Origin of the sequence: Flavisphingomonas formosensis (assembly GCF_009755815.1) — a bacterium.
Taxonomy (GTDB): Bacteria; Pseudomonadota; Alphaproteobacteria; order Sphingomonadales; family Sphingomonadaceae; genus Flavisphingomonas; species Flavisphingomonas formosensis.
In genome coordinates this window covers 51,461-63,409 of record NZ_WRPK01000003.1, presented here as the reverse complement: position 1 = coordinate 63,409, position 11,949 = coordinate 51,461, and the positions used below count along the sequence as shown (strand labels likewise).

Genomic DNA, 11,949 nt, shown 5'->3' with positions numbered 1-11,949 from the left:
GCGCCGCTGTCAGGCCGCCTTCTGCAGATGCCTGCGGCCGAGCAGCTCGGCGATTTGGACGGCGTTCAGCGCGGCGCCCTTGCGCAGATTGTCGCTTACGCACCACAGGACGAGGCCGTTTTCCACCGTCGGATCCTCGCGCACGCGGCTGACATAGGTCGCGAAGTCGCCGACGCATTCGACGGGGGTGACGTATCCGCCGTCCTCGCGCTTGTCGACCAGCATGATGCCCGGCGCCTCGCGCAGGATCTTCTGCGCATCCTCGGCGGAAATCTCGTTCTCGAACTCGATCGAGATCGCCTCGCTATGGCCGACGAAGACCGGCACGCGCACGCAAGTGGCAACCACCTTCACCTTGGGATCGAGGATCTTCTTGGTCTCGACCACCATCTTCCACTCTTCCTTGGTGAAGCCGTCGTCGAGGAACTTGTCGATATGCGGGATCACGTTGAACGCGATCTGCTTGGTGAACTTGTGGGGCTCGGCCGGATCGCCGACGAAAATGTTGCGGCTCTGCTCGAACAGCTCGTCCATGCCCGCCTTGCCGGCGCCGGAGACCGACTGATAGGTGGAAACCACCACCCGCTTGATCGTCGCGGCGTCGTGCAGCGGCTTCAGCGCGACCACCATCTGCGCGGTCGAGCAATTAGGATTGGCGATGATGTTCTTCTTGCGATAGCCGTCGATCGCCTGCGGGTTCACCTCCGGCACGATCAGCGGCACGTCCGGATCCATGCGGTAGAGCGACGAATTGTCGATCACGGTGCAGCCCGCGGCCGCGGCCTTGGGCGCATAGATGGCGGTCGCTTCCGATCCGATCGCGAACAGGGCGATATCCCAGCCGGCCCAATCGAAATATTCGATGTTCTTGACCTTGAGCATGCGCCCGGTCTCGCCGAACTCGATCTCGTCGCCGGTCGAGCGCGCGGAGGCGAGCACGGCGATGTCATCGATGGGAAATTCCCGCTCGGCCAGGATGTTCAGCATCTCGCGGCCGACATTGCCGGTCGCTCCCGCAACCACGACCCGGTAACCCATCGCTCGTCTCCATTTTCCGCTGCGCATCCGAAGCGCGCGCCCATATCCTATTGCAGCAGCGCGGCCAACCGGGCTGGCTGCGCAGTGATATAGGATCGGTAGGCGCGGGATTCATCCTAGGGGTCGGAAGGCGGGAGGTTGCACGTGAGCGTCGCTCACTCCTGCTCGTACCCATCCGGCTCGTCGCTCTCGTTCGCGAATTCCACTTCGTCCCATAGCCACTCGGGCGGCTCGGGTTCGTCGCGTCCCGGCGGGGCGCAGCCATGGGTGCGCCAGTGGCGGCGGTGGAGATCATAGTCGGCGACGCGTTCGCGGGTCTCGGCGATGAGGGCGGCGGCTTCGTCCGGGTCGAGATCGGGGCGGGCGTTCAGCGACCAGCGGTGGTCGGGACAGCGGGAGAGCCAGAAGAGGATGGCCGTGAGCGAAGGCGGCCTTTCGACGCGGGCCTGGGTACGGATGATGTCGCCGTCGTCGTTCCGCAGGAGTTTCTCGCGAACATGGCTGTAGCCGATGGCGCGGGCGAAGAGGGCGGCTTCGACGGCATCGTCTGCGACGTCTTTGGGAAGGCGCAGGGCTTGGCCGAAGACGGCGTGGCGGAGCGTCCACTGGCGGATGGTGGTGGCGGTGACGCCAAAGGCATGGGCGAGATCGCGGTCGAGTGCGCCTTGTCCGGCGAGCGCGCGGGCCAAGGGCACGAAGGCGGGGTCGTAGCGTGCTGCGGGTGCGGGCGGATCGGCGTCGATGGGTGCGACGAGGGGTGCGGTGATCGGTGCCGGCAGAGGGGGGTGTATGCGATGAGGGAGGGTATCGCTTGCCGTCGGTTCGGCCATTTCATCCTCCCCCGCAGGGGGAGGGCGTTCGAGCTTTGGCGCGCTCCCAGCGCGCCAAGTTTGTGTCCGGGGGACACAATCTCGCTCGAGCGCGTGCGAAGCACGGTGGAGGGGTTCCCGCGTATGACAGGCGACGCGCCCGCAGTGGAGGTGAGCCCCTCCACCAGCCTGCGGCTGGTCCCCCTCCCCCTACGGGGGAGGATGATCGGCGAGAAACTGAAGAGGATCGGTGTCGTCGGCAGGCGCAGCCGCAGGAGCGAGCGCGTCTATGCGGGCGAGCGTGTCGGCGTCGCCCTCCATCTCCGGCTCGCCGTCGATCGCGGCGCACCAGGCCTCATAGGCGACATGCTCGATCTCGCGCAGCGTCTCTTCGGTAGGCGTGAGATCGTCGGGTCCGGCCCGTCGGATCACCATCGGTGTGGCCCAGCGCTCGGGGCGGCGGATGCGCAGCCAGAAGGTGGCGGCCTTGTCGTTGGGCGGGACATGTTCGGTGACGGTGGTGCGGATCAGTTCGCCGTCCTTCAGGGCAAGCTGCTCGGTCTCACGGTCATGCCCGGTGGCCAGCCGGAACAGCGCGCGTTCGACGGCTGCGTCGGCCGCCTCCGGAGACAGGCGGCAGGCGGCGGCGAAGTCGGGATGCTGCTGCTTCCAGGCGCGGATGGTGGTGAAGGGCACGCCGAAGGCGGTGGCGAGATCCTTGTCGAGCGCGCCGCGCGCGGCAAGCGTGCGGGCGGCGGGGATCAGGGCGGGGCTGTAGGCGGCGATCTGGCTCATGCCGCGAGGCTGGCATGGCCGGCGGGATTGCAGCAAACCGAGAGCCGCTGGTCCGGCTATTCCGCCGCCAAGGCGGTATCCGCTCCACGCGCCGCGACGCTCTTACCCGCCATGCGGCCGAAGAAGGTGCAGTCCGCCAGGCTCATGCCCGAGCTGTAGCCGGCGCCCCAGCGCGGCAGGCCGCAGGTCACGCGGCCGGCAGCGTAAAGACCGGGTATCGCTTCCCCGCGCATGTCCAGCACCTCCCCCGTCGGCAGCGTCTCGAGCCCGCCGAGGGTGAAGAAGGAGAAATAGCTGCTGTCGAGATCGAATTCGAGCGCGGCGAAGGGCGGCTCGTCGAGCGGCTTCAGCCATTTCGGCGCCTTGTGCCACATCGGATCGACGCCGCCTGCCGCATGCGCATTATATTGGGCGACGCTGGTCGCCAATGTGCCGGGAACGAAGCCGAGCTCGGCCTCCACTTCCTCCCAGGTCTCGCCGACGGCGGTCAGGTCGACCCGTGCCAGCTCCATCGGCCGAGCGAAGATCGCATTGTCGACCAGCAGCCACACTTTCTTGCCCGGCTGATCGACGATCGTGCGCGACACGCGGCCGTGATAGCAGTCCTCATTGATGAAACGCTGCCCCGCGGCGTTCACGAAAATGCCTTTCACCAGCGATTCCGGCGGATACCAGGGGCAGGTGGTGAAGAACTGGTCCATGTGGATGGTGCGCGCGCCGACCGACTGGCCCATCAGGATGCCGACGCCGTCGTCGATCGTGCCGATCGGCGAATCGCAGCGCAGCGCGGTCGGCGCGTGGAGGCGCACCATCTCGCGGTTCATGCAGAAGCCGCCGGTCGCCAGCACGACGCCGCGCCGCGCGCGGACCGCCTTTTCGCGCCCGTCCTCGCGCACGATCAGCCCAACGACGGTGCCGTCCTCGTCACGGACAAGCGCGCGCGCCCGCGCATCGATATGCACGTCGACGCCCGCCTCGCGCGCCCGCGCTTCCAGCGTGTCGACCAGCAGGCGGCCCCCGCCCCAGCCCATATATTGGATCACATGGCCGCGCGGCGCGGGCTTCGCCTTTTCCGAGAAGGGCCAGGCTTCCTCGCTGCCGGAATAGATCAGCGTGTCATCGGTTTCCGGCTCGATCACCTTGCCGGGCACATAGGTGCCCTTATACGGCACGCCCTGGGCGACCAGCCATTCGTAATGAGCGAGGCTTTCGCGCGCATAAAGGCCGACCTTCGCCGCGTCCGCATCCGGGCCGCCTGCCATCATCAGATAGGCTTCGAGATCCTCGGTCGCATCGGTGAAGCCCGCATCGCGCTGCGCCGGCGTGCCGCCCGATCCGCCGAGATAAATCTCGCCGCCCGACATGGCGGACGCGCCCCCGCTGCCCGAACTCGCCTCGTAGAGCGTGACCGTAGCGCCGCCCCGGGCCGCCTCCAGCGCCGCACAGGCGCCCGCGGCACCGAAGCCGATCACCGCGACGTCGGTTTCATGATCCCACTGGGCGATGCTGCCGGCCGCCACGGCCCGCGACGGATCGGTGGTCATTCCCACATCCTTTTTCTTCGGCTTGTCTCTTCGTCACCCCAGCAGAAGCTCTACCGGTTCCATGCATCGGTCTGCTCGCGCTTTTCCCCGCGTCATGCCAGCGGAAGCTGGCACCACTCTCAACCGGCAGCCGGGGTCGCCTGTCGAGAGCGACCCCAGCTTTCGCTGGGGCGACGACTCTGTCCGTTACAGGAAGAGGAAGGACGGCCCTTCACCCATGAGCCCGTTGGTGAGATCCGGGCCCATATTGTTCGGATCGTTGGCAACGTGCGCACGCGCCGCGTTGAGATCGAGCCAGGGCTGCACGATCGGGCTCGAATTGTAGATCGCCCGCCCGCCGAGCAGCGGCAGCAGCGTATCCACGAGGTCGGCACAGCGCCGCACGACGGACGCCGACTGGTAGCGGAACAGCGTGCGCCGATCCATCGGCAGCGGATCGCCCTTCTCAACCGTCGCGATCATCTCGGCGAAGTTGCGACGGAGCACGACCTCCATCTCGTCCACCTGCGCGATCGCCTGGGCGATGGCGTTGAGCAGCACCGGATCGCCCTTGGAGGCCTTGCCGGTATTGGTCGACACGCGGTTCCTGGTGATCTCGACCGCGGCATTGATCGCCGCCTTGGCACCGCCGAGCGCCGCCGTCGACACCAGCCGCAGGAACACCTGCGCCCAGGGCAGGCGGAAGAGCGGCGCATCATTCTCGACCTGGCCCGGATTGGTGCCCATGAAGCCGTCCGCGGCGCGATGCGTCCGGTAATCGGGCACGAAGGCGCGGTTCACGACGATGTCCTGGCTGCCCGTGCCCTGCAGGCCGAACGTATCCCAGGCATCCTCGATCACATAATCGCTGCGCGGCAGCAGGAAGGTGCGCATGTCCGGCGCATCGCCTTCCTTCGCCGGCGGCACGACCGCGCCGAGCAGCACCCAGTCGCAATGCTCGGAGCCCGATGAGAAACCCCAGCGGCCGCTCAGGTAGAAGCCGCCCTCGGCATGCTCCACCTTGCCGACCGGCTGATAGGAAGAGGAGACCAGCACGCTCGTGTCCTTGCCCCACACGTCGTGCTGCGCCTGATCGTGGAACAGCGCCAGCTCATAGGGGTGGCCGCCGACCACGCCATAGACCCAGCCCGTCGACATGCAGCCCTCGGCGAGCAGCTTCTGCACGTCGAAGAATACGTTGGGGTGCATCTCGTAGCCGCCCCAGCGCTTGGGCTGGAGGATGCGGAAGAAGCCGGCCTCCTGCATCTCGGCGATCGTCTCGTCGGGAATGCGGCGATCCTTGGTCGCCTGCCGGGACCGCGCCTTCAGCACCGGCACCATCGCCCGCGCCCGCTCGACCAGCTCGTCCGCGGAAGGAATCGGCACAGCGGCCGCATCCTCGCGCACATTCAGAACAGCCGCCATCTCACTCTCCTCAAAGGCCATGCGCCTTGATCCCACATTCGTATCTATGGATAGGTATATCTACGCAAGACGTCAACATTTCGTGTCTACCAAGCCCAATTCCATTCGCATAGCAGATTCGAGCTACGCAATACCATAATGGCCACATAATTGCCATTTCCCATTCCAGTCTGCGCAAAACATTCGGCCTTTGACTACGCAAAACGGATTGCACCGCCCGGCAAAATTCGCCTAGAGCACCTTACAGGCGGCGTAAGGCCGCGGCTGGGAGATGGGGATTGGCCGGTACCGAAATTCGCCTCGACGACAAGGTCGCGCTGGTTACTGGGGGCACCAAGGGCATAGGCAAGGCGATCGCCGTGCGGCTCGCCGAGGCCGGGGCAAAAGTGGTGGTCTGCGGCCGCAATCCGCCCGCCGAGACGTTCGGCGCCGAATTCATCGCGTGCGACATTCGCGATCCAGTTGCCGCGGCCGCCATGATCGAGGAGATCGTCCGGCGGCACGGCCGCTTCGACATATTGATCAACAATGCCGGCGGCAGCCCGCCCGCCGCGGCCGCCACGGCATCGCCGCGATTCTCGGAACGGATAATCCAGCTCAACCTGCTGGCCCCGCTCAACCTCTCCCAGGCCTGCTATGCGCCGATGATGCAGCATGGCGGCGGCGTGATCGTGAACATCGCCAGCGTGTCGGGCACGCGCCCCTCCCCCGGCACCGTCGCCTATGCGGCCGCCAAATCCGGCCTGTTCGGCCTGACCCGCAGCCTGGCGCACGAGTGGGGCCCCGCCATCCGGGTCAATGCGATCGTGGTCGGCTATGTCGAGACGGAAACGACGGACGCCACCTATGGCGGCGGCGACGCGCAGGCCGAGATCGCATCCAACATCGCGATGCAGCGTCTGGCCCACGCGTCCGAGATCGCGGATGCGGCGCTTTACCTCTCGTCGCCCTTTTCCTCCTATATCACCGGTGCCGCGATCCATGTGGATGGCGGCGGCGAGCGGCCGCCCTTCCTCGATATCGTGAAGGAGCACAGCGCATGACCGGCAAGGTTGCAGTCGTTACCGGCGCGAGCCGCGGAGCGGGCGCCGGCATCGCCAGGGCGCTGGGCGAGAAGGGCTATACGGTCTACGTCACCGGCCGCACCGTGGTGGAGGGCGCGGCGCCGCTGCCCGGGACGGTCGGCGCGACCGCCGAGGCGGTCACCGCGGCCGGCGGCAAGGGCATCCCGGTCGCGATCGACCATCGCGACGACGCCGCGGTGAAGGCGCTGTTCGAGCGGATCGAGCGCGACGAGGGCCGGCTCGACATCCTCGTCAACAACGTCGCCGCCATCCATGACGAGCTGATCGCCAAGGGCGCGTTCTGGGAATTGTCGCTGGAGCTGGTCGACATCATCGATATCGGCCTGCGCTCGGGCTATGTCGCGAGCTATTATGCCGCGCCGCTGCTGGTGCGGACCGGCGGCGGGCTGATCGTCTTCACCTCCTCCTTCGGCTCCGCCTGCTTCATGCACGGCCCCGCTTATGGCGCGCAGAAGGCCGGCGTCGACAAGCTGGCGGCCGATATGGCGGTGGACCTCAAGGACCATGGCATCGCGGCGGTCTCGATCTGGATGGGCATGCTGCGCACCGAGCGCAGCGCCAAGGCCGCGCAGGAACGGCCCGACCAGTATGAGAAGCTGCTGCGCAATGCCGAGACGCCGGAATTCACCGGCCGGCTGATCGCCGCGCTCCATGCCGATCCCGACCGGCTGGAGCTGACCGGGCAGACGCTGATCGGCGCCGAACTGGCCGAGCGCTACGGCGTCACCGAGGAAGGCGGACGCAAGCCGCCATCCTATCGCAAGGCGCTCGGCGACCCGCGCATCCCTCATCCAGCCATCGTTCGTTAGCCATGGTCTTTTCGCATTTCAAACGTATCTCTTGCTTATGACTACATAATGCGTAACAGAAGAGGCGCTATATAACGTATATGCCTGAAAACGCCCCGACCGGCCCAGCACGGCCCACCGGAGCAGGTCAGGCCGGGCGAAAGGAACAGAAAATGGCAATCAGATCGCTCGCCTATATTCGCGTCGAATCGCCTGATCTCGACGCGTGGCGCAGCTTCGGTACCGACATCGTCGGCGCGATGCTGGTTCCGGGGGGGGATGACGAAGTGCTGCTGCGGGTCGACGACCGCCCCTGGCGCATCCGGATCGAGAAGGGCGAAACCAACCGCTATATCTGCGCGGGCCTAGAATATCCTAGCGAGGCGGAATTCAAGGACGGCCTCGCCAAACTCGACGCGGCCGGCATATCCTATACCGAAGGCAGCTATGCCGAGGCGAAGGCGCGCCACGTCAACGGCTTCGTCACCTGCAAGGACCCCTCGGGCAACCTGCTCGAGCTCGTCTGGGGCAACATCGCCGACGGCACGCCGTTCATCTCGCCCCAGGGCATTTCCCGCTTCGTGACCGGCGAGATGGGCATGGGCCACGTGGTGCTGCCGGCGACCAATTTCGACGCCACCTACGCCTTCTATACGGAGCTGCTCGGCTTCGGCGACAGCGACGAGATGCGCATCCACGTGCCGGGCGGCCCCGAAAAGGGCCTCGGCATGAAGTTCCTGCACGCATCCGGGCCGCGCCATCACACCGTGGCGATCGCCGAATTCCCGGCGCCCTCGGGGCTCATCCACACGATGCTGGAAGTGGCGACGCTGGACGAGGTCGGCCTCGCGCTCGATCGCGCGCTGGCCGCCGGCACGCACCTCTCCTCGACGCTCGGCAAGCACACCAACGACAAGATGGTGAGCTTCTACATCCGCACGCCCGGCGGGTTCGACCTCGAATATGGCTATGGCGGCATGCAGACGCATGACTGGTCGGTGGTGACCCCGACGACCACGATCAAGGAAGACCTCTGGGGTCATAAATGGGATTTCGGCCAGTGACTTTCGACAAGCGCACGACCGCCGCGGACGTCGTCTCGCGGATCAAGGATGGGATGACGATCGGCATCGGCGGCTGGGGCCCGCGCCGCAAGCCGATGACGCTGGTGCGCGAGCTGCTGCGCAGCCCGGTGAAGGATCTCACCATCGTCGCCTATGGCGGCCCGGACGTCGGCATGCTGCTGGCCGCCGGGAAGGTGAAGAAGGTGATCTACGGCTTCGTGTCGCTCGACGCGATCCCGCTGGAGCCCTATTTCCGCAAGGCGCGCGAAGCCGGCGGCTTCGAGGTGCTCGAGCTCGACGAAGGCATGCTGCAATGGGGCCTCAAGGCCGCCGCGCTGCGCCTGCCCTTCCTGCCGACGCGCGTCGGCCTCGGCACCGACGTGTTCGTGCAGGGCAAGTTCAAGACCGTCACGTCGCCTTATGACGACGGCGAGGTGATGCTCGCCATGCCGGCGATCCCGCTCGACATGGCCCTGCTCCACGTCCATCGCGCCGACCGGATCGGCAACATTCAGGCGCTCGGCCCCGACACCTATTATGACGAATGGTTCGCCAAGGCGGCCAAGGAAGTCGCGGTGTCCGCCGAAGAGGTCGTCGAGCGGATGGATCATGCCTATCCGGAGGATGTGAAGGCGAACATCTTCGAGCGCTGCTTCGTGCAGCATGTCGTCGAGGCGCCGCTGGGCGCGCATCCGACCTCGATGCCGCCGAGCTACGGCTGGGACATGAAGGCGTTCAAGGCCTATGGCGCGACCGCGGGCGAGGAAGGCGGCTGGGCCAAGTACATGGCCGAGACGATCGGCCCCGACGAGGCGCATTATCTGGCGCAGATGGGCGGCGCGGACGCCGTCTCCAAGCTGCCGCTCCCGATCTTCTGAGGACGACGCGATGACGACACCGGACCACAGCCTTGCCGAATTGCTGATCGTCGCCTGCTCCGAGGTGTATCGCGGCAATGGCGAGATCGTCGCGACCGGCATCGGGCCGATCCCGCGGCTCGGCGCCAGCCTCGCCAAGATCACCCACAGCCCCGAGCTGATGATGACCGACGGCGAGGCCTTCCTCGTCGAGGATCCCGTGCCGATCGGCCCGCGCGACTATGACTCGCGCAAGCCCGCCGGCTACCTGCCCTTCTCGCGCTATTTCGACAGCGCGGTCTGGACCGGCCGGCGCCATGCGCTGGTCTCGCCGATCCAGATCGACCGCTTCGGCCAGATGAACCTGTCCTATGTCGGCGGCACGTTCGAGAAGCCGAAGGTGCAGATGCTCGGCGCGCGCGGCTTCCCGGGCAACACCATCCATCACATCAACTCGATGTTCATCCCGAACCATTCGAAGCGCATCTTCGTCGAAGGCGAGGTCACCTCGGTATCCAGCGTCGGCTATAATCCGGCGCGGCGGCTGCCGGGCGCGAACTTCAGCAGCGTCGACCTGCGCTTCATCGTCACCAATTTGTGCGTGATGGATTTCGGCGGACCGGACCATGCGATCCGTGTCGTCTCGCTGCACGACAGCGTGACCCTGGACGAAGTGCGCGAGGCGACCGGCTTCGAGCTGCTGGTCGAAGGCGATCTGCCGACCACCCAGGCGCCGACCGAGGAGCAGCTCGCGGTCATCGCCAAGCTGGATCCGCACAATATCCGTGCGACGATCATCAAGGACAATCCTCCGGGGAGGCGTGGATGAGCGACGAGCTTAAGCCGGTTCTCGAGGGCTTCTTCACGACAGGCGACAAGCCGGCGCTGCTCGGCTCGCGCTGCACCAAGTGCGGAACCTATTATTTCCCGAAGCTCGAGGGCTTCTGCCGCAATCCGGACTGCGACTGCTCGCAGTTCGAATCGGTCGAGCTTTCGCGGACCGGCACGCTCTGGTCGTTCACCAACGCCTGCTACAAGCCGCCCGAACCCTATGTCGCGGCGGAACCGTTCGAGCCCTATGCGATCGCGGCGGTCGAGCTCGACAAGGAGAAGATGGTCATCCTCGGCCAGGTCGTCGCCGGCGTCGGCGTGGATCAGCTCAAGGCCGGCCTGCCGATGGAGCTGGTGGTCGAAAGCATCCCCGACCTCGTCGAGCCGGCCGGCAAGCTCGTCTGGAAATGGAAGCCGATGACGGAAGGCGGCGCAGCATGACCCAGGAAATCGCGATCATCGGCGCGGGCATGCACCCCTGGGGTAAATGGGGCCGCAAGTTCGTCGAATATGGCGTCGAGGCGGCGCGCGAGGCGCTGGCCGACGCGGGCATCAACTGGCGCGACGTGGACTTCGTGTCCGGCGCGGCGACGATGCGCTGCGGCTATCCCGGCTATGTCGCAGGCGCGACCTTCGCGCAGGCGCTCGGCTGGCAGGGCGCCGAGGTGAACACCAGCTACGCCGCCTGCGCCTCCGGCTCGCAGGCGCTTGCCGCAGCGCGCGCCAAGATCCTGGCGGGTCAGGCCGAAGTCGCGCTGGTGATCGGCGCCGATACCACGCCCAAGGGCTTCCTCGCCCCGGCGAAGGGCGAGCGGCCGGACGACCCCGATTGGGTGCGTTTCAGGGTCGGCATCACCAACCCGACCTATTTCGCGCTCTACGCGCGCCGCCGGATGGAGATCTACGGCGACACGCAGGAAGATTTCGCGCGGGTGAAGGTGAAGAATGCCGCGCATGGCTTCACCAATCCCAAGGCGCGCTATCGCAAGCAGTTCACGATGGAAGACGTCGCCGGCTCGGCGATGGTCGCCGATCCGTTGCGGCTGATGGACGTGTGCGCCACGTCCGACGGCGGCGCCGCGCTGATCGTGTGCAGCCTCGATTATGCGAAGAAGATCGGCAAGGCGAACGCACCGCGCGTCGCCGCCATCTCGACGGTGACGCCGACCTTCGCGTCGGCGGTGATCGAGATGCCGGATCTTGCGACCGACAGCGCCGTGGTCGCGGATGCGCAGAGCTTCCGCGCGGCGCTGCCCAAGAAGGCCTATGAGGAAGCCGGCATCGGCCCCGAGGACGTCTCCGTTGCCGAAGTCTACGACCTCTCGACCGCGCTCGAGCTCGACTGGATGGAGGATCTCCAGCTCTGCGCGCGCGGCGATGCGGCCAAGCTGCTGCGGGACGGTGCGACGAAGATCGGCGGGCGCATTCCGGTCAATCCGTCAGGCGGCCTCGCCTGCTTCGGCGAAGCGGTACCGGCCCAGGCGATCGCGCAGGTCTGCGAACTCACCTGGCAGCTGCGCGGCCAGTCCGGCGATCGACAGGTGGAAGGCGCCAAGGTCGGCATCACCGCGAACCAGGGCCTGTTCGGCCATGGTTCCTCGGTGATCCTGAAGCGCTGATGAGCTGTGTCCTCCCTTTCCGTCATTCCAGCGGAAGCTGGGATCGCTCTCCATTAGAAGCCGGTCGCGTGTTGAAAGCGATCCCAGCTTTCGCTGGGATGACGGCATTTAGGTC

Annotated in this window: 12 protein-coding genes; 7 read left to right on the top strand and 5 right to left on the bottom strand. The window is 66.4% G+C overall.

All coding sequences use genetic code 11. From position 1 onward, the window contains the following. Nucleotides 1-9 precede the first annotated feature (9 nt). The 5 genes from GQY20_RS09750 to GQY20_RS09730 all read right to left on the bottom strand — a co-directional run bounded on the left by GQY20_RS09750 (nt 10) and on the right by GQY20_RS09730 (nt 5,590). On the bottom strand, nt 10-1,038 hold the full coding sequence (locus GQY20_RS09750) for an aspartate-semialdehyde dehydrogenase (protein ID WP_157216902.1): 1,029 nt from the start codon (nt 1,036-1,038) through the stop codon (nt 10-12). Nucleotides 1,039-1,193: 155 nt separating this feature from the next. Further along, nucleotides 1,194-1,868, bottom strand: a complete 675-nt coding sequence (locus tag GQY20_RS09745; RefSeq protein WP_157216901.1) for a hypothetical protein — start codon at nt 1,866-1,868, stop codon at nt 1,194-1,196. Between the two features lie 189 nt (nt 1,869-2,057). Beyond that, entirely contained in the window at nt 2,058-2,642 is a 585-nt protein-coding gene (locus GQY20_RS09740) for a hypothetical protein (protein WP_157216900.1), read from the bottom strand. A 56-nt stretch (nt 2,643-2,698) separates the two neighbouring features. Beyond that, a complete protein-coding gene (locus GQY20_RS09735; RefSeq protein WP_157216899.1) occupies nt 2,699-4,186 on the bottom strand; it encodes an FAD-dependent oxidoreductase in 1,488 nt (495 codons plus the stop codon). 186 nt (nt 4,187-4,372) lie between these two features. Further along, nucleotides 4,373-5,590 carry an acyl-CoA dehydrogenase family protein gene (locus tag GQY20_RS09730; protein WP_157216898.1) on the bottom strand — a complete coding sequence of 406 codons (1,218 nt, stop codon included), beginning with the start codon at nt 5,588-5,590 and terminating at the stop codon, nt 4,373-4,375. A 278-nt stretch (nt 5,591-5,868) separates the two neighbouring features. Here GQY20_RS09730 and GQY20_RS09725 point away from each other — a divergent pair, with 278 nt between their 5' ends. The 7 genes from GQY20_RS09725 to GQY20_RS09695 all read left to right on the top strand — a co-directional run bounded on the left by GQY20_RS09725 (nt 5,869) and on the right by GQY20_RS09695 (nt 11,834). After that, nucleotides 5,869-6,633 carry an SDR family oxidoreductase gene (locus GQY20_RS09725; protein WP_157216897.1) on the top strand — a complete coding sequence of 255 codons (765 nt, stop codon included), beginning with the start codon at nt 5,869-5,871 and terminating at the stop codon, nt 6,631-6,633. Continuing rightward, a complete protein-coding gene (locus tag GQY20_RS09720) occupies nt 6,630-7,484 on the top strand; it encodes an SDR family NAD(P)-dependent oxidoreductase (RefSeq protein ID WP_157216896.1) in 855 nt (284 codons plus the stop codon). The genes GQY20_RS09725 and GQY20_RS09720 overlap by 4 nt, the downstream gene beginning before the upstream one ends. 152 nt (nt 7,485-7,636) lie before the next feature. Beyond that, nucleotides 7,637-8,527, top strand: a complete 891-nt coding sequence (locus tag GQY20_RS09715; RefSeq protein ID WP_157216895.1) for a VOC family protein — start codon at nt 7,637-7,639, stop codon at nt 8,525-8,527. Continuing rightward, nucleotides 8,524-9,405: a CoA transferase subunit A gene (locus GQY20_RS09710; RefSeq protein WP_269769730.1), complete on the top strand. Its 882-nt coding sequence runs from the start codon at nt 8,524-8,526 to the stop codon at nt 9,403-9,405. Before GQY20_RS09715 ends, GQY20_RS09710 begins: the two co-directional genes overlap by 4 nt. A 10-nt stretch (nt 9,406-9,415) precedes the next feature. After that, the gene (locus GQY20_RS09705) at nt 9,416-10,213 is read left to right on the top strand and encodes a CoA-transferase subunit beta (protein WP_157216893.1); all 798 of its coding nucleotides are present in this window, start codon (nt 9,416-9,418) and stop codon (nt 10,211-10,213) included. After that, a complete protein-coding gene (locus GQY20_RS09700; protein WP_157216892.1) occupies nt 10,210-10,656 on the top strand; it encodes a Zn-ribbon domain-containing OB-fold protein in 447 nt (148 codons plus the stop codon). The genes GQY20_RS09705 and GQY20_RS09700 overlap by 4 nt, the downstream gene beginning before the upstream one ends. After that, nucleotides 10,653-11,834, top strand: a complete 1,182-nt coding sequence (locus GQY20_RS09695; RefSeq protein ID WP_157216891.1) for a lipid-transfer protein — start codon at nt 10,653-10,655, stop codon at nt 11,832-11,834. The genes GQY20_RS09700 and GQY20_RS09695 overlap by 4 nt, the downstream gene beginning before the upstream one ends. Nucleotides 11,835-11,949: the final 115 nt, after the last annotated feature.